General features: G+C 74.6%; 15 protein-coding genes and 1 riboswitch. Of the genes, 10 read left to right on the top strand and 5 right to left on the bottom strand.

Annotated features, from left to right (window positions below; genetic code table 11):
• Nucleotides 1-8: 8 nt before the first annotated feature.
• The 5 genes from AB0I15_RS05240 to AB0I15_RS05220 are packed head-to-tail and all read left to right on the top strand — an operon-like array spanning nucleotide 9 to nucleotide 5,655.
• Nucleotides 9-761 carry a CbtA family protein gene (locus AB0I15_RS05240; protein ID WP_358090425.1) on the top strand — a complete coding sequence of 251 codons (753 nt, stop codon included), beginning with the start codon at nucleotides 9-11 and terminating at the stop codon, nucleotides 759-761.
• A gap of 4 nt (nucleotides 762-765) precedes the next feature.
• A complete protein-coding gene (locus AB0I15_RS05235) occupies nucleotides 766-1,398 on the top strand; it encodes a histidine phosphatase family protein (RefSeq protein WP_358090422.1) in 633 nt (210 codons plus the stop codon).
• Entirely contained in the window at nucleotides 1,395-3,593 is a 2,199-nt protein-coding gene (locus tag AB0I15_RS05230) for a VWA domain-containing protein (protein WP_358090419.1), read from the top strand. Before AB0I15_RS05235 ends, AB0I15_RS05230 begins: the two co-directional genes overlap by 4 nt.
• Nucleotides 3,594-3,595: 2 nt before the next feature.
• Nucleotides 3,596-4,198 (top strand): cob(I)yrinic acid a,c-diamide adenosyltransferase, encoded by a 603-nt coding sequence (gene cobO / locus AB0I15_RS05225; RefSeq protein WP_358090416.1) that lies wholly within the window; start codon nucleotides 3,596-3,598, stop codon nucleotides 4,196-4,198.
• Nucleotides 4,192-5,655 (top strand): cobyrinate a,c-diamide synthase, encoded by a 1,464-nt coding sequence (locus tag AB0I15_RS05220; protein WP_358090413.1) that lies wholly within the window; start codon nucleotides 4,192-4,194, stop codon nucleotides 5,653-5,655. Before cobO ends, AB0I15_RS05220 begins: the two co-directional genes overlap by 7 nt.
• Here the strand turns inward: AB0I15_RS05220 and cobN are convergent.
• Entirely contained in the window at nucleotides 5,607-9,344 is a 3,738-nt protein-coding gene (gene cobN / locus AB0I15_RS05215) for a cobaltochelatase subunit CobN (RefSeq protein ID WP_358090411.1), read from the bottom strand. The genes AB0I15_RS05220 and cobN overlap by 49 nt on opposite strands.
• 30 nt (nucleotides 9,345-9,374) lie before the next feature.
• Nucleotides 9,375-9,583: riboswitch (cobalamin riboswitch) on the bottom strand.
• A 12-nt stretch (nucleotides 9,584-9,595) separates the two neighbouring features.
• Between cobN and AB0I15_RS05210 the strand changes: the two genes are divergently transcribed.
• The 3 genes from AB0I15_RS05210 to AB0I15_RS05200 are packed head-to-tail and all read left to right on the top strand — an operon-like array spanning nucleotide 9,596 to nucleotide 12,911.
• Nucleotides 9,596-10,810 carry a precorrin-3B synthase gene (locus AB0I15_RS05210; RefSeq protein WP_358090408.1) on the top strand — a complete coding sequence of 405 codons (1,215 nt, stop codon included), beginning with the start codon at nucleotides 9,596-9,598 and terminating at the stop codon, nucleotides 10,808-10,810.
• Entirely contained in the window at nucleotides 10,807-11,427 is a 621-nt protein-coding gene (locus AB0I15_RS05205) for a precorrin-8X methylmutase (RefSeq protein ID WP_358090406.1), read from the top strand. The genes AB0I15_RS05210 and AB0I15_RS05205 overlap by 4 nt, the downstream gene beginning before the upstream one ends.
• A gap of 5 nt (nucleotides 11,428-11,432) precedes the next feature.
• A complete protein-coding gene (locus AB0I15_RS05200; RefSeq protein ID WP_358090403.1) occupies nucleotides 11,433-12,911 on the top strand; it encodes a precorrin-2 C(20)-methyltransferase in 1,479 nt (492 codons plus the stop codon).
• Here the strand turns inward: AB0I15_RS05200 and AB0I15_RS05195 are convergent.
• Genes AB0I15_RS05195 through AB0I15_RS05180 form a run of 4 tightly spaced genes read right to left on the bottom strand, consistent with a single transcriptional unit; the run spans nucleotide 12,902 to nucleotide 15,961 of the window.
• A complete protein-coding gene (locus tag AB0I15_RS05195; protein WP_358090400.1) occupies nucleotides 12,902-13,627 on the bottom strand; it encodes a cobalt-precorrin-6A reductase in 726 nt (241 codons plus the stop codon). The two genes, AB0I15_RS05200 and AB0I15_RS05195, sit on opposite strands and share 10 nt — an antisense overlap.
• Nucleotides 13,612-14,367, bottom strand: a complete 756-nt coding sequence (gene cobM, locus AB0I15_RS05190) for a precorrin-4 C(11)-methyltransferase (protein WP_358090398.1) — start codon at nucleotides 14,365-14,367, stop codon at nucleotides 13,612-13,614. The genes AB0I15_RS05195 and cobM overlap by 16 nt, the downstream gene beginning before the upstream one ends.
• Nucleotides 14,364-15,578 carry a precorrin-6y C5,15-methyltransferase (decarboxylating) subunit CbiE gene (gene cbiE / locus AB0I15_RS05185; RefSeq protein WP_358090395.1) on the bottom strand — a complete coding sequence of 405 codons (1,215 nt, stop codon included), beginning with the start codon at nucleotides 15,576-15,578 and terminating at the stop codon, nucleotides 14,364-14,366. The genes cobM and cbiE overlap by 4 nt, the downstream gene beginning before the upstream one ends.
• The gene (locus tag AB0I15_RS05180) at nucleotides 15,575-15,961 is read right to left on the bottom strand and encodes a pyridoxamine 5'-phosphate oxidase family protein (protein WP_358090392.1); all 387 of its coding nucleotides are present in this window, start codon (nucleotides 15,959-15,961) and stop codon (nucleotides 15,575-15,577) included. The genes cbiE and AB0I15_RS05180 overlap by 4 nt, the downstream gene beginning before the upstream one ends.
• A gap of 50 nt (nucleotides 15,962-16,011) precedes the next feature.
• Here AB0I15_RS05180 and cobF point away from each other — a divergent pair, with 50 nt between their 5' ends.
• Nucleotides 16,012-16,755, top strand: coding sequence for a precorrin-6A synthase (deacetylating) (gene cobF / locus AB0I15_RS05175; RefSeq protein WP_358090389.1), 744 nt, complete (start codon nucleotides 16,012-16,014; stop codon nucleotides 16,753-16,755).
• A gap of 71 nt (nucleotides 16,756-16,826) precedes the next feature.
• Nucleotides 16,827-17,231, top strand: a complete 405-nt coding sequence (locus AB0I15_RS05170; RefSeq protein ID WP_358090386.1) for a hypothetical protein — start codon at nucleotides 16,827-16,829, stop codon at nucleotides 17,229-17,231.
• Nucleotides 17,232-17,245 lie beyond the last annotated feature (14 nt).

The raw sequence follows: 17,245 nt of genomic DNA, 5'->3' as shown, positions 1-17,245 counted from the left end.
AGCGCGGCATGGTACGCACCCTCCTGGTCAGGGGCCTGCTTCTGGGGCTGCTGGCCGGACTCATCGCGGGCGGCTTCGCCTTCGCCTTCGGGGAGCCGCGCGTGGACAGCGCGATCGCCCTGGAAGAGGCGGCCGCCGCCACAGCGCACGAAGAGGCTCCCGACCACAGCCATGGCGAGGAGGCCGAGGTCAGCAGGCCGGCGCAGAAGGCCGGGCTGTTCCTCGCCACCGGGCTCTACGGACTCGCCGTGGGCGGGATCTTCGCCCTCGTGTACGCCGGACTGCGCGGCCGGGTCGGCCCTCGTACCGACGGGCCGCTGGCCCTGGCGGCGGCGGGGACGGCGTTCGTGGCGGTCATCCTCGTACCGTTCGTGAAATATCCAGCCAACCCTCCGGCCGTCGGAGACCCCGAGACCATCAACAGCCGGACCCTGCTCTACGTGGTCATGATCCTCGTCGGCCTGGCCGCGACGGCGATCGCGGTGGCCACGGCCCGGCGCGTCACGGCGGGGCCGTGGGCGCGGTGGGTCGCGACGGCGCTGGCGTTCCTCGTGCCGGTGGTGGCGGCCTGGGCGCTGCTGCCGTCGATCAACGAGGTGCCGGACGGCTTCCCCGCCACACTCCTGTGGGAGTTCCGGCTCGCCTCGCTCGGCACGCAGCTCGTCTTCTGGGCGGCGTTCGGCGTGCTGTTCGGCTGGGTGAGCGACAGGGCGGCGCGCGCCACGGCGTCCGCTCCCGTCGGCGCCGCGCCGGGCGGCTGACCCGGTGCTGTTCGTCCGGCTCGCCACGACGCCGGGGATGCGGACCGCCTGCTTCCCCGCCGACGAGGACGCCGACCCGGCGAGCCTGTCCAGGGCCGCCGCCCTGCGCCTGCCCGCGGGCACGGCGTGGGTCGCGCCGGCCCCGGCGGCCCGGCAGACGGCCGCCGCCATGGGGCTGGAGCCGCGCGTCGTGGCGGCGCTCGCCGAGGCGGACTGCGGCCGATGGCGCGGACTGCCGTACGGGCGGGTCGCCGAGGAGGAACCGGAGGCGCTGGCGCGATGGCTGGCCGACCCGGAGGCGGCGCCACACGGCGGCGAGAGCCTGGCGGCGATGGCGGCGCGGGTGGCGGGATGGCTCGACACGATGCGTGAAAGACCCGAGGGGGTGGTCGTCTGCGACGTGGGCGTCATCCGAGCGGCACTCGCACACGCATCAACGACCACCGCCATTGCCGCCACACCACACGCCCCGAACACCACCGCCCTGACCACCACACCCCACGCGCCGGGGAGTGTTGCTTCGCTTGCGCTCCTTGGTGCCGCGCGGTTCGACCTTGCGCCCCTGTCCACCACCGAACTGACCCACGCGCGGGACGGCTGGCGGGTCGCCCACGTCAACAGGAAGGTCGTGTCTTGATCGTCACCTATCCCTTCAGCGCCGTCGTCGGGCTCGGCGACCTGAAGCTGGCCCTGGTGCTCAACGCCGTCTCCCCCAGAGTCGGCGGGGTGCTCGTACGCGGGGAGAAGGGGACGGCCAAGTCCACCATCGTGCGGGCGCTGGCGGCCCAGCTCCCGGCCGTGGACGTGGTGCCCGGCTGCCGGTTCGCGTGCGACCCGGCAGCCCCCGACCCCGGGTGCCCGGACGGCCCCCATGAGCCCGGCGCCCAGCGGTTGCGGCGCCCGGCCGCGCTGGTCGAGCTGCCGGTCGGCGCCTCGGAGGACCGCCTGGTCGGCTCGCTGGACGTGGAACGGGCACTGACCGAGGGCGTGAAGGCGTTCGAACCGGGCCTGCTGGCCGCGGCGCACCGCGGGGTCCTGTACGTGGACGAGGTCAACCTCCTCCACGACCACCTCGTGGACCTGCTGCTCGACGCGGCCGCCCTGGGCACGTGCTATGTGGAGCGGGAGTCGGTGTCGGTACGGCACGCCGCCCGCTTCCTCCTGGTGGGCACCATGAACCCCGAGGAGGGCGAGCTGCGCCCGCAGTTGCTCGACAGGTTCGGGCTGACGGTCGAGGTGAAGGCGTCGCGGGATCCCGGGGAGCGGGCGGAGGTGGTACGGCGGCGGCTGGCGTTCGAGGCCGGGCCCGAGGCGTTCGCCGATCGGTGGGCCGCGGAGGAGTCGGCGCTGGCCGGACGGATCGCGCGGGCCCGCGCCCGGGTGCCCGACGTGCGGTTGCCCGACGCGCGCCTGCGGCAGATCGCCACGGTGTGCGCGGCCTTCGAGGTGGACGGGTTGCGAGCGGACCTGGTCACGGCCAACGCCGCCATCGCGCACGCGGCCTGGCAGGGGCGCGACACGGTGACCACGGAGGACGTACGGGCCGCGGCCCGGCTGTCACTGCCGCACCGGCGGCGACGCGACCCGTTCGACGCGCCCGGATTGGACGAGGACCTGCTGGACGAGCTGCTGGCGAGCTGCGACGGGGACGACGACCCCGACGGAGGTTCTGACGGCGGCCCCGACGGCTCCGGTGACGGGCCGGGCGGGGAGGACGGCTCTCGCGGCGCCGCCGACGACGGCCGGGGCAGCGGACCGGACGGCAGGCCCGACGGCGCGGCAGGCGGGCCGGATGCCACGGCCGACGGCAGGGCGGGCCGCGACCCGGACGGCGGGGCCCGCGACTCGTCGGATGGCCGGGCGAACCGAGGGCCGGTCGACGGCGCGGGCATGGGTTCGGACGACCGTGCTTCGGACAGTGCTGCGGGCAACGGTTCGGACGGCCGGGCGGGCAACGGTTCGGATCGCGGTGCGGGTGACGGTGCGGAGGCCGGCCGAGATGAGGCCGGTGAGGCCGGTGGCGCCGGGCGGGTTGATGGGGTGGCGGTGCCGTACCGGGTGCCGTTGCTGGAGGTGCCGGGCCTCGGTGAGGGCGTGGTGGGGCGGCGGTCGCGGGCGCGTACCCCCAGAGGGCGGGCCACCGGCTCGCGGCTGCCCGCCGGTCGGGTGCGTGACCTGCATCTGATCGCGACCATGCGGGCCGCCGCGCCGCATCAGAGCGCGCGCGGACGTGCCGGTCGCGGGCTCGTGATGCGTGCTGACGACCTCCGTGAGGTGGTGCGCGAAGGGCGGGAGGGCAACCTCGTGCTGTTCGTGGTGGACGCGAGCGGCTCGATGGCGGCGCGCAAGCGGATGACCGCCGTCAAGACGGCCGTGCTGAGCCTGCTGCTGGACGCCTACCAGCGCCGTGACAAGGTCGGGCTGATCACGTTCAGGGGCAGGGGGGCCGAGCTGGCGCTGCCGCCGACGTCGTCGGTGGAGGCGGGCGCGGCCCGGCTGCGCTCGCTCCCGACCGGAGGGCGTACGCCCCTGGCGGCCGGACTTGTACGGGCGGCGGAGGTGCTGCGCGTGGAGCGCCTGCGCGACCCGGCCAGGCGTCCCCTCCTGGTGCTGGTCACCGACGGCCGGACGACGTTCGCGGAGACCACGGCCGTGGAGCGGGCGGCGGCGCTGCTCGACGGTACGGCGGCGGTGGTCGTGGACTGCGAGCACGGTCCGGTCCGGCTCGGGCTGGCGGGCCGGCTGGCGATGCGGTTGCGGGCCCGGCTCGTACCGCTCGACTCGCTGGCCGATCTGGGGTCGGTCGTGCGGGACTACAGGAAGGCGGTCTGACCATGCCGCAGGGCAAACCGGACGTCGTGCCCGACGACGGCCTCACCACCCGCCAGCGCCGTACGCGGCCGCTGCTGATCGTCCACACCGGCCCCGGCAAGGGCAAGTCCACGGCCGCCTTCGGGATGGCGCTGCGGGCCTGGAACCAGGGGTGGCCGGTCGGGGTGTTCCAGTTCGTGAAGTCGGCCAAGTGGCGCATCGGTGAGGAGCGGGCGCTCAAGGTGCTCGGCGAGAGCGACGAGGGCGGCTCGGTGACCTGGCACAAGATGGGCGAGGGCTGGTCGTGGATCCAGCGGCCGGGCAGTGAGGAGGACCACGCGGCCGACGCCCGCGAGGGGTGGGAGCAGATCAAGCGGAATCTGGCGGCCGAGACGTACCGCTTCTATGTGCTGGACGAGTTCACGTACCCGTTGAAGTGGGGCTGGCTGGAGCTGGACGACGTGCTGGCGGCGCTGACCGGGCGGCCGGGCAACCAGCATGTGGTGATCACCGGCAGGGACGCGCCCGAGCGGCTGATCGAGGTGGCCGACCTGGTGACGGAGATGGGCAAGGTACGCCATCCCATGGACACCGGGCAGAAGGGCCAGAAGGGGATCGAGTGGTAGTTCCCCGGCTCGTCATCGCCGCGCCCTCGTCCGGCAGCGGCAAGACGACGGTGGCCACGGGGCTGATGGCGGCGCTGCGGGCGCGCGGGCTGGAGGTGTCGCCGCACAAGGTGGGGCCCGACTACATCGACCCGGGTTACCACGCGCTGGCCACCGGGCGGCCCGGACGCAACCTGGACCCGTGGCTCGTGGGCGAGGAGCGGGTGGCGCCGCTGTTCCTGCACGGCGCGGCCGGGTGCGACGTGGCGGTGGTCGAGGGCGTGATGGGGCTGTTCGACGGCAGGGGCGAGACGGACTTCGCCTCGACGGCGCACGTCGCCAGGCTGCTGGACGCGCCGGTGGTGCTGGTCGTGGACGCGGCCCGGCAGAGCCGGTCGGTGGCGGCCGTGGTGCACGGGTTCGCCACGTTCGACCCGCGCGTACGGGTGGGCGGGGTGGTGCTGAACCGGGTCGGCTCGGACCGGCACGAGGAGCTGTGCCGGGCGGCGCTGGCCTCGGCGGGCGTGCCGGTGCTCGGGGCCATCCGCCGCGACGACGCCGTCTCGACCCCGTCCCGGCACCTGGGACTGGTGCCGGCCGTCGAACGCGAGGCCGAGGCGGTACGCGCGGTGCGGCGGCTCGGCGCCCTGGTCGCCCGCTCCTGCGACCTCGACGCCCTGCTCCGCCTGGCCACCACGGCCCCCACCCTGCCCGGCCCACCCTGGAACCCGGAGACCGAACACGCGGCAAAGGACACGGGCACCCCGCACCGATCACCCGGATCGAACGGAACAGGCGAGTCGAACGCCAGGAGCGAATCGGGCCTCGAAAGCGCGCCGGTTGCTGAGGGCGGGCCAGGTGCCGGAGGTGGAGTGGGTGCTGGGGGCGGGGTTGTGGCGGTGGCGGGTGGGGTGGCGTTCAGCTTTGGGTATGCGGAGCATCTTGAGTTGTTGCGCGCCGCCGGAGCCGAGCTCGCCGTCTTCGATCCGCTGCGCGACGAGCGCCTCCCCGACGGCACCGCCGCGCTGGTCATCGGCGGCGGCTTCCCCGAGGTGTACGCCGCCGACCTGGCCGCCAACGAGCCGCTACGCGCCCAGGTGGCGGCCTTCGAAGGCCCGATCGCGGCCGAGTGCGCGGGCCTGCTGTACCTGTGCGAGGAGCTGGACGGCCGCCCGATGTGCGGACGGATCCCGGGCCGCGCCCGCATGACCCCGAAGCTCACCCTCGGCTACCGCGACGCCGTCGCCCTGCGCCGCTCGCCCCTGACCCGGCCGGGCGAGCGCTATCGGGGCCACGAGTTCCACCGCACCACCGTCACCTACCCGGGCGAGCCGTTGTTCCGCTGGCCGGGCGGCGCCGACGGCCATGGCGACGCCCGGGTGACCGCGTCCTACCTGCACCTGCACTGGGCCGGTACGCCCGAGCTGGCTCAGCGGTTGGTCTCGTCGTCCTCCAGGTCGCCCTCCGTCTTGAGGTAGACCTCCTGCAGCCCGCGCAGCAGCTCCGGGTCCGGGTGCTCCCACATGCCGCGCTCGGCGGCCTCCAGCAGGCGTTCGGCGATGCCGTGCAGCGCCCACGGGTTCGACTTGGCCATGAACGCCTGGTTCTCGGGGTCGAGCACGTAGGTCTCGGTGAGCTTGTCGTACATCCAGTCGGCCATGACCCCGGTGGTGGCGTCGTAGCCGAACAGGTAGTCGACGGTGGCGGCCAGCTCGAAGGCGCCCTTGTAGCCGTGCCGCCGCATCGCCGCCAGCCAGCGCGGGTTGACGACCCTGGCGCGGAAGATGCGCGAGGTCTCCTCCGACAGGGTCCGGGTGCGTACGGCGTCGGGCCGGGTGCTGTCGCCCACGTACGCGGCCGGCGCCTTGCCGGTGAGCGCCCGTACGGTGGCGATCATGCCGCCGTGGTACTGGAAGTAGTCGTCGGAGTCGGCGATGTCGTGCTCGCGGGTGTCGACGTTCTTGGCGGCCACGGCGATCCGGCGGTAGGCGTCCTCCATCTGGGGCCGGGCGGCGACGCCGTCGAGGTCACGGCCGTAGGCGAAGCCGCCCCACACCGCGTACACCTCGGCCAGGTCGGCGTCGTCGCGCCAGTTGCGGCTGTCGATGAGCGGCAGCAGCCCGGCCCCGTACGCGCCCGGCGCCGAACCGAAGATCCGCATCGTCGCCTGCCTCTCGTCCCCGCCGGTGGCGGCGACGTGGGCGCGCACGTAGTTGTCCTCGTGCGGCTCCTCCAGGCCGGCCGCCAGCCGTACGGCGTCGTCGAGCATGGCCACGACGTGCGGGAAGGCGTCGCGGAAGAACCCGCTGATGCGTACCGTCACGTCGATCCTGGGCCGGCCGAGCTCCGCGAGCGGGATCGGCTCCAGGCGGGTGACGCGCCGCGAGGCCTCGTCCCACTCGGGACGGACGCCGAGCAGGGCCAGCACCTCGGCCACGTCGTCGCCCGCCGTCCGCATGGCGCTGGTGCCCCAGACCGACAGTCCCACCGAACGCGGCCACTCCCCGGTGTCGGCGCGGTAGCGCTCCAGCAGCGACTCCGCCATCGCGTGCCCGGTCTCCCACGCCAGCCGGCTCGGCACGGCGCGCGGGTCGACGGAGTAGAAGTTACGGCCGGTCGGCAGCACGTTGACCAGCCCGCGCAACGGGGACCCGCTCGGCCCGGCGGGCACGTAGCCCCCGTCGAGCGCGTGCAGGATGTGATCGAGCTCGTCGGTGGTACGGGCCAGCCGCGGCACCACCTCGGCGGCGGCGAACCCGAGCACCCGAGCGACGAGCGCCACCCGCTCCCGCGCGGCCAAAACACCAGAACCCTCCGGTCCGGCGCTCTCCACCGCCTCGATCCCGCCGAGAACGGCTCCGGCCACCGCCTCGTGCCCGCCGACGACAGCCCCGCCCGCTGTCTCGAACCCGGCGTCCGCGACCTCATCCGCCGTGGCGAGTACGGCGCGGGCGACCTCGTCCGCCGCCTCCACCGCCCAGCCGTGTTCCTCCATGCCCGCCACCAGCGCACGCGCCGTGGCCTCGGCCCGGTCCACGGCGCCCAGCCCGGCCGTGCCGTCCTCGGCCAGGCCGAGGGCCTCGCGCAGGCCGGGCAGCGTCTCGCGCCCCGACCACATCTGCCGCGCCCGCAGCACCGCGAGCACCAGATCCACCCGCCCCTCGCCCTCGGGCGCCTGGCCGAGCACGTGCAGGCCGTCACGGATCTGCGCGTCCTTGATCTCGCACAGCCACCCGTCCACGTGCAGCAGGAAGTCGTCGAACTCGGTGTCGTGCGGCCGGTCCGCCAGCCCCAGGTCGTGGTCGAGCCGGGCGGCCTGGATCAGCGTCCAGATCTGCGCCCTGATCGCGGGCAGCTTGGCCGGGTCCATGGCGGCGATCGTGGCGTGCTCGTCCATGAGCTGCTCGAGCCGGGCGACGTCGCCGTAGGTGTCGGCGCGGGCCATGGGCGGCACCAGGTGGTCCACCAGCACGGCGTGCGCCCGCCGCTTGGCCTGCGTGCCCTCTCCTGGGTCGTTGACCAGGAACGGGTAGACCAGCGGCAGGTCACCGATGGCGGCGTCGGTGCCGCACGCGGCCGACATGCCCGCCGACTTGCCCGGCAGCCACTCCAGGTTGCCGTGCTTGCCCACGTGCACCATCGCGTTCGCGCCGAACTCGGCCGACAGCCAGCGGTAGGCGGCCAGGTAGTGGTGGCTGGGCGGCAGGTCGGGGTCGTGGTAGATGGCGATCGGGTTCTCCCCGAAACCGCGCGGCGGCTGGACCATCACCACCAGGTTCCCGGCCCGCAGCGCGGCCAGCACGATGTCGCCCTCGTGCACGAACAGCTCGCCGGGCGGCGGCCCCCAGTGCCGCTCCATCTCCTCGCGCAGCCCGGCGGGCAACGTGCGGTACCAGCGCTCGTAGGAGGCGGCCGAGATGCGTACCGGGTTGCCCGCGAGGTGCTCCTCGGTCAGCCAGTCCTGGTCCTGCCCGCCGGCGGCGATGAGCGCGTGGATGAGCGCGTCGCCGTCCTGCTCGGCCACGCCGGGGAAGCCCTCGCCCAGGTCGTAGCCGGCCTCGGCGAGCCGGGCCAGCAGCCGTACGGTGCTGGCCGGGGTGTCCAGGCCGACCGCGTTGCCCACCCGGGAGTGCTTGGTCGGGTACGCCGACAGCATCACCACCAGCCGCCGCTCGCCGGGCGGGGTGTGCCGCAGCAGGCCGTGCCGTACGGCGATGCCCGCCACGCGCGCGGCCCGCTCGGCGTCGGCGACGTACACGGTCAGCCCGTCCTCGTCGATCTCCTTGAACGAGAACGGCACCGTGATGATCCGCCCGTCGAACTCGGGGATCGCCACCTGCGAGGCCGCGTCCAGCGGGGAGAGGCCGTCGTCGTTCTCCTCCCACGCCTGCTTCGAGGTCGTCAGGCAGAGCCCCTGGAGGATCGGCACGTCCAGGGCCGCCAGGGCGCCCACGTCCCACGCCTCGTCGTCGCCGCCCGCACCGGCCGTGGCCGGTCGGGAACCGCCCGCCGCCAGCACGGTGACCACCAGCGCGTCGGCCGCGCGCAGGGTTTCGAGCAGCTCGGGCTCGGCCGTGCGCAGGGACGAGCAGAACACCGGCAGCGCCTGCCCGCCCGCCGCCTCGACGGCCGCGCACAGTGTCTCGACGAAGGAGGTGTTGCCCGCCATGTGATGCGCCCGGTAGTAGAGCACGCCCACCACGGGCCCGCCGCGCGTACCGGCTGCCCGCTCCAGCCGCCCCCACGAGGGCGCGGGGACCGGCGGCGCGAACCCATGACCGGTCAGCAGCACGGTGTCGGACAGGAACGCGTGCAACTCGGCCAGATTCCCGGGCCCGCCGTGCGCCAGATAGGCGTGGGACTCGGCACAGACCCCGCCGGCGACCGTGGACAACTCCATCAGCTCCGCGTCCGGCGCCTGCTCGCCGCCGAGCACCACCACCGGCCGCGACCCGGCCAGCAGCGCGTCCAGCCCTTCTTCCCAGGCGCGGCGTCCACCGAGCAGGCGTAGGACGACCAGATCGACGTCTTCGAGCAGGCCGGGCAGATCCTCGGCCGCCAGCCGGGCGGGGTTGCCCAGCCGGTAGCCCGCGCCGCTGGCGCGGGCGCTCAGCAGGTCGGTGTCGGAGGTGGAAAGCAGCAGGACGGTACGGCTGTCGCCAGGCACGGCGCAATCCTCCCTGGGGGTCCTCGCCCCGGTCGCGGGTGTCACGACGGCAGGAGTCTCCTGGCTCCCGGATCGGCACTCACCCCGGCCTTCCCACCCGTCTCCGGGCAGTGGCCTGCGGTGGGGTTCGCTCCCCGGTCACAGTGGCGGGACCGCGCCGGATTCGCACCGGCTTCCTCCCTTTGCCATCGCCTACCGAGGAGCCTACGACAGGGGAGGCCGCCATCAGAACAGGCGTTACCATCCTTTTCGTGTCCATAGCCGACTTTCCCGGACGTGTACGCCCTGACGCCTGTCCGGGAGCGCTACAGGTACACCAGGCCGCCGACGGCCCCCTGGCCCGCGTCCGCCTGCCCGGCGGCGCGATCTCCCCGGCCCGGCTACTCGAACTGGCGGCGTGCGCGGCGGAGCTCGGGACGGGGGTGATCGAGCTGACCTCCCGGGCGAACGTCCAGGTACGCGGCCTGCGCTCCCCTGCCGCCTTCGCCGCCCGCATCGCGGCGGCGGGCCTCCTGCCGTCACCCTCCCATGAGCGGGTCCGCAACATCGTCGCCTCACCACTGGGCGGACGGGCGATCATGGCCCTGGTCGAGGCCCTCGACCACGAGCTGTGCGCCCGGCCCCGGCTGGCCGGGCTGCCGGGTCGCTTCCTGTTCGCCCTGGACGACGGGACGGGCGACATGACGGCGCTGAACGCGGACGTCACCCACCTGAACGGCCGGTTGCTGCTGGCGGGCGCGGACTCCGGCCTCGCCCTGACCCCCGAGTCGGTGGTGCCCACCATGCTCGCGTCCGCCGAAGCCTTCCTCGACGAACGAGCCGCTCAAAGCGCCGAACCGACGAACGCCCGGCCGCCCGGCCTCGCGACAGCGGGCGATCAGCCGGGCGATCAGGAAAAAGGCCAGTCGGGCGGGCCCGCGCCGGCCGCCGCCTGGCGTATCGGTGAGTTGCCCGACGGGCCGGCCCGCATCGCCGCCCGCCTGGGCGGCGCCACCACCACCGGCAGCCCCCTGTCCCCTGCCGTCCCCCACCGCCCAGGATGCACCGCCCAGCGGGACGGCCGCGTGGCCCTGGAGGTCCTGGCCCCGCTCGGCCGCCTGACCCCCGCCCAGGCCAGGACCCTCGCGGCGGCCGGGCCCGTGCGGCTGACGCCCTGGCGCAGTGTCGTGGTGCCGGATCTGCCGGCGGACCAGGTCGACGACGTGGCGCGGCGGCTGGAGGAGGCCGGGCTGAGCGCCGATCCGCGGTCCCCGTGGGCGGGGGTGACGGCCTGCACCGGGCGGCCGGGGTGCGCGAAGTCGCTCGCCGACGTCCAGGCCGACGCCCGCCGCTGGGTGGCGAGCCTGACCGGCCCCCGCCCCACCCCGACCCACTGGGCGGGATGCGAGCGACGCTGCGGGCTCCCGCCCGGCGAGGTCACCCAGATGGTCGCCACCGGCGACGGATACCAGGAAAGGCAGCAGTGACCGACTACCTTCGCGACGGCGCCGAGATCTACCGGCGCTCGTTCGCGACCATCCGCGCCGAGACCGACCTCACCGCCCTGCCACCCGACGTGGCCCAGGTCGCGGTACGGATGATCCACGCCTGCGGCATGACCGACCTCGTCAGGGACCTGGCCTGGTCCCCCCAGGTGGTCCGGCGGGCCCGGGAGGCCCTGCGCCGGGGCGCGCCCGTGCTGTGCGACGCGCAGATGGTCGCCTCCGGTGTGACCAGGCGCCGCCTGCCCGCCGCCAACGAGGTGATCTGCACGCTGTCCGACCCCGGCGTGCCGGAGCTGGCGGAGCGGCTCGGCACGACGCGCAGCGCCGCCGCGCTCGAGCTGTGGCGCGACCGGCTGGACGGCTCGGTGGTGGCCGTCGGCAACGCCCCGACCGCTCTGTTCCGGCTGCTCGAACTGGTCGCCGAGGGCGCCGGCCGGCCCGCGGCGGTGCTCGGCGTCCCCGTCGGCTTCATCGGCGCGGAGGAGTCCAAGCGGGCGCTCGCCGGCAGCGACCTCGAGTATCTGGTGGTGCACGGCCGGCGCGGCGGCAGTGCGATGACGGCGGCGGCGATCAACGCCATCGCGAGTGAGGCGGAGTGAGGACGATGACGGGACGGCTGTACGGCGTGGGCCTCGGCCCCGGCGACCCGGAGCTGGTCACGGTCAAGACCGCCAGGCTGATCGGCGAGGCCGACGTGATCGCGTATCACGCCGCCAGGCACGGCCGGAGCATCGCGCGCTCGATCGCGCTGCCGTACATGCGGGAGGGGCAGATCGAGGAGCTGCTGCTCTACCCGCTGACCACGGAGACGACCGACCACCCCGGCGGCTACCAGGGCGCGCTCGACGACTTCTACGCCGACTGCGCCGAGCGGCTGGCCGCCCACCTGGACGCGGGCAGGACCGTGGTGGTGCTCAGCGAGGGCGATCCGCTGTTCTACGGCTCGTACATGCACATGCACAAGCGGCTCGCGCACCGCTACCCGACCGAGGTGGTGCCCGGGGTGACCTCGGTCAGCGCGGCCTCCGCCGTGCTGGGCCGCCCGCTGGTCGAGCGGGACGAGGTGCTCACCGTGCTGCCCGGCACCCTGCCCGCCGACGTGCTCGCCGAGCGGCTGCGCGGCACCGACTCGGCGGCGGTGCTCAAGCTGGGCCGGACGTTCGAGAAGGTCCGCGACGCCCTCGCCGAGGCCGGGCGGCTGGACGACGCCTGGTACGTCGAGCGCGCCACCATGGGCGCCGAGCGGGTCGCGCCGCTCAAGGACGTGGACGCGGGCGGCGTGCCGTACTTCTCGCTGGCCCTGCTCGCCAGCCCGGCCGAGCGCACCTTCGTGCCCGAGCCGGTGGTGAGCGAGGGGCCGGGCGAGGTGACCGTGGTGGGCCTCGGCCCCGCCGGGCGGCCGTGGCTGACGCCCGAGGCGCAGGAGGCGCTGGCGGCGGCGACGGACCTGGTCGGGTACGGCCCGTACGTGGACCGGGTGGCGCCGAACCCACGGCAGCGGCGGCACCGTACCGACAACCGGGTGGAGGCCGAGCGGGCCAGGCACGCGCTCGAACTGGCCAGGGAGGGCGCCCGGGTGGCGGTGGTGTCGTCCGGCGACCCGGGCGTGTTCGCCATGGCCAGCGCGGTGCTCGAAGCGGCCGAGGACTTCCCCGACGTGCCGGTGCGCGTCGTCCCCGGGCTGACGGCGGCGCAGGCGGTGGCGAGCAGGGCGGGCGCGCCGCTCGGGCACGACTACTGCGTGCTGTCGCTGTCGGACCTGCTCAAGCCGTGGGAGGTGGTGGCCGGCCGGCTGGAGGCGGCGGCGCGGGCGGATCTGGTGCTGGCGCTGTACAACCCGGCTTCGCGCAGCCGTACCTGGCAGCTCGGCGCCGCCCGCGACCTGCTGCTCGAACACCGCGACGCGGCCACCCCCGTCGTGATCGGACGGGACGTCGGCGGGCCGGAGGAGAGCGTCACCGTCACCACGCTGGGCGAGCTGGACCCCGCGCGGGTGGACATGCGCTGCCTGCTGATCATCGGCTCCTCCACCACACGCGTCGCCGCCGGCGGCGGGGTCTACACGCCGCGCCGCTACCCGTGAACCCAGGCCACGGCCGCCTCGACCGTGTCCACCGCCCGCACGCCGGTGGGCGGGGCGGGGCGGTTCACCAAGATCACCGGTAGGCCGAGCTCGCGGGCCGCGACGAGCTTGGCGGTGGTCATGGCACCGCCGCTGTCCTTGGTGACCAGCACGTCGAGGCGGTGCTCGCGGATGAGGGCCAGCTCGCCCTCGACCGTGTACGGCCCTCGGTCCAGCAGCACGTGCACGTTGGGCGGCACGGGCGGCTCCGGCGGATCGACCGACCTGGCCAGCAGCCACACTCCGGGCAGCCCGGCGAAGACGGGCAGGCTCCTGCGCCCGGTGGTCAGGAACACCCGGCCGCCGGTCAGGAGATCGGCGGCGGCGTGGAGGGTGGGGACGCGGCGCCAGGCGTCGCCCGGCCCCTCCCGCCATCCCGGCCGCCGCAGGACGAGCAGCGGCACCCCTGTCGCGGCCGACGCGAGCGCCGCCGAGGCCGTCATCCGCCCGGCGAACGGGTGCGTGGCGTCCACCAGCGCGTCGATCCGCTCCTCCACCAGGTAGGCGGCCAGCCCTTCTGGCCCGCCGAAGCCGCCCTCGCGCACCTCCCCGACCGGCAGCCGCGGGTTGCTCACCCGCCCGGCCAGCGACGACACCACGTGGACGGATCCCGGGACGAGCGCGGCGGCCAGCGCCCTGGCCTCGGCGGTGCCGCCCAGGATCAGGACCCGTCGCACGCCCTGGCCCGTTCCGCGCTGTAGAGGTGGCTGTCGGGGAACTCCGACGCCGACAGCACCCGCCCCACCACGATCACCGCCGTACGCCGGACGCCCGCCTCCCGCACCTGCTCCGCGATGTCGCCCAGCGTCCCGCGCAGGATCACCTCGTCGGCCCGGCTGGCCCTGGCCACCACCGCCACGGGACATCCGGACCCGTAGGAGGGCAGCAGCTCGGCCACGACCGCGTCGATCCGCTGCACGGCCAGGTGCAGCACCATCGTGGCCGCGCTCGCCCCGAGCGTCGCCAGGTCCTCGCCGGGCGGCATCGGCGTGGCCCTGGCCGAGGTGCGGGTCAGGATGATCGTCTGCCCGACGCCCGGCACGGTCAGCTCCCTGCCCAGCGAGGCCGCCGCCGCGGCGAAAGCGGGCACGCCGGGCACCACCTCGTAGGGCACCCCGAGCGCGTCCAGCCGGCGCATCTGCTCGGCCACCGCGCTGAACACCGACGGGTCGCCCGAGTGCAGCCGCGCCACGTCGAGCCCGGCCCGGTGCGCCGTGGCCAGCTCGGAGACGATCTGGTCGAGGGTCAGGTTCGCGGTGTCGACGAGCCTGGCGTCCGGCGGGCAGGAGTCCAGCAGGTCACGGGGCACCAGCGACCCCGCGTACAGGCACACCGGCGACGACTCCAGCCGCCGCAGCCCGCGCAGCGTGATCAGGTCGGCGGCGCCGGGGCCGGCCCCGATGAAGTACACGGTCACGATTCGTCCCTCCTGGTGACCGACCACACGGTCACCGGCATCGCCGCCCGCCATCCGGTGAACCCGCCCACGGGCGAGCCCCGCTGTACGGCCAGCCGCACCAGGTCGCCGCCGAGCCGGGCGTACCATCCGGCCACGACGGCCTCGGACTCCACGGTCACGGCGTTGACCACCAGCCGCCCGCCGGGCCGCAGCGCCGACCAGCAGCGTTCCAGCAGGCCGGGCACGGTCGCGCCGCCGCCGACGAACACCGCGGCGGGCTTGGGCAGCCCGTCGAGCGCCGCCGGGGCCCGGCCCTCGACGACGCGCAGTGACGGCACGCCGAGCGCGCCGGCGTTGCGCCGGACGGCGGCGGCCCGGTCGGCCCGGTCCTCGACGGCGACGGCCGCGCACGACGGGTGGGCGCGCATCCACTCGATGGCGATGCTGCCCGCTCCCGCCCCGACGTCCCACAGCAGCTCCCCGGGCAGCGGGGCGAGCCGCGACAGGGTGACCGCGCGGACCTCGCGCTTGGTGAGCTGCCCGTCGTGCTCGTAGGCCGTGTCGGGCAGCCCCGGCACCCTGGCCAGCGGTTCGGTGCCCGGTCCCGCGACACACTCGACGGCGATCACGTGCAGCGCGGACGCGGCGGGGCCCGTCCAGCCGTCGGCGCTCCCCCGTTGCTCGCACTCCGACGGCGCGCCCAGGTCGGACAGCACCCGCATCGGGCTGGGCCCGTACCCGCGCCCGGTCAGCAGCCCCGCGACCAGGGCCGGGGACTCGGGGCCCGCGCCCAGCACGACGACGCGGCGGCCCGGCGTGACGACGGCGCTGAGGGCCGAGGGCGGGCGGCCCACCAGGCTGACCACGTCGACCTGCTCGACCGGCCAGCCGAGCCGGGCGCACGCCAGCGACAGCGACGACACGTGCGGCAGCACGCGTACGCGCCCGGCCCCGAGCAGCCGCACCAGCGTGGCGCCGATGCCGTAGAACATCGGGTCGCCGCTGGCCAGCACGCACACCTCGCGACCGGCGTGCTCGTCCATGAGCGCGGGCAACGCGGCCAGCAGCGGCGACGGCCAGGCCACCCGCTCGGCGGCGGCGGCCGACGGGGGCACGAGGTCGAGCTGCCGGGGACCGCCCATGAGCACCTCGGCCGCCTCCAGCGCCCGCCGCGAGCCGGCGGCCAGGCCGTCCCAGCCGTCCGCGCCGATGCCGACGACGGTGATCACACGTTGCCCAGCACGCGCGTCACCTGGATCTCGACGACCACCCGCGCCGGGTTCACCCGGGGCGGCTTGTAGCGGGCGGCGTAGCGGCGCTCGGCGTCGGCCACCTGTTCGGGCTCGGTGCGCACCACCGCCCGTCCTTCCAGCGTGGACCAGCGGCGGCCGTCCACCTGGCAGAGCGAGACCAGCGCGCCGGAGGCCCCGATGAGGCCGGCCTTGTGCGAGGTGCCCGAAGTGATCACCCGGGCGATGCCGGTGTCCAGGTCAAGGGTGGCGCCGACCGGCACCACATGCGGCGGGCGGTCCTGACGCGCGGTGGCGAGCGTGCACAGATGGCGCTCCTGCCAGAACGCGGCGAACGCGGCACCCTGCTCCACCAGGTTCACGGTCCTCCTCGGAGATAAGCGACGGACATCGTACTGGCAGACTTTCACGGGTGAAGCGGCTACTAGTGGTCGGCATCGGCGCCGGCGATCCCGACCATCTCACCCTCCAGGCGGCCAAGGCCATCGCCGCGACCGACGTGTTCTTCGTCGTGGACAAGGGCGCGGTCAAGCAGGAGCTGGTCCAGCTCAGGCAGGACCTGATCAAGGAGCACGGGCGCCCGCCGTACCGGGTGGCCGAGGCCCGCGATCCCGAGCGCGACCGGACCACCCCGGCCTACGCCGAGGCCGTCGAGGACTGGCGCTCGCGCCGGGCGCTGGCCTGTGAGGCGCTCATCCGCGACGAGCTGGGCGCGGACGAGACCGGCGCGTTCCTGGTGTGGGGCGATCCCGGCGTCTATGACAGCACGCTCGCCATCGTCGAGGAGATTCTCGGGCGCGGGAACGTGGCCTTCGACTACGAGGTGATCCCCGGCGTCAGCAGCGTGAGCGCGCTGACCGCCCGCCACCGCACGAGCCTCACCCAGGTGGGCCGGCCCGTCCACCTCACCACCGGGCGCCGCCTGGCCGAGGAGGGCGCCACCGCCGACGACGTGGTGGTGATGCTGGACGCCCACTGCTCCTTCGCCGGCCTTTCGGGCTACCACATCTACTGGGGCGCCTACCTGGGCACACCCGACGAGATCCTCGTGTCGGGGCCGGTGGCCGAGGTGGCCGACCGGATCAAGGAGGTACGCGCGGAGGCGCGGGCCCGCAAGGGCTGGATCATGGACACCTATCTGCTGCGCCGGAGCTAATCAAGTTTGACCAGTGGCGGCTTCGGGGCTTACGGTGGCCAAGTAGTCAAATTTGATTAGCAGGAGGAAACGTGGAAGTCACGCCGTACCTCATGGTCCACAGCGCCAAGCAGTTCGCCGACTACGCCGCCGCCGTGTTCGGGGCGGAGACGGAGAACGTCATCCCACTGGAGGGTGACCCCGAGCGGGTCGTGCACGGGGTGGTCCGCATCGGCACGAGCACGCTCTACTTCGCCGACGCCAGGATGGACGGGGCGCAGTGCCTGCCGCCCTACCGCAAGGGCGAGGACCCGTCGCGCACGCAGATGTACGTCGCGCTGCCCGACCCGGCGAAGGCGTACGACGCCGCGATCGCCAAGGGCGCGACCTCCATCATGGAGGTCACCGAGCAGGAGGGCGGCACGCGGATGGGCGGCTGGGTGGACCCGTTCGGGACGCTCTGGTGGGTCAGCTCGGAGCCGCCCCGCCGGACGTGAGCCGTACGAGGGGT

The sequence above is a fragment of the Nonomuraea sp. NPDC050643 genome (assembly GCF_040654715.1).
GTDB lineage: Bacteria > Actinomycetota > Actinomycetes > Streptosporangiales > Streptosporangiaceae > Nonomuraea.
Note: the sequence above shows the minus strand (reverse complement) of the source record. Positions and strands in the feature narration are given on the sequence as shown.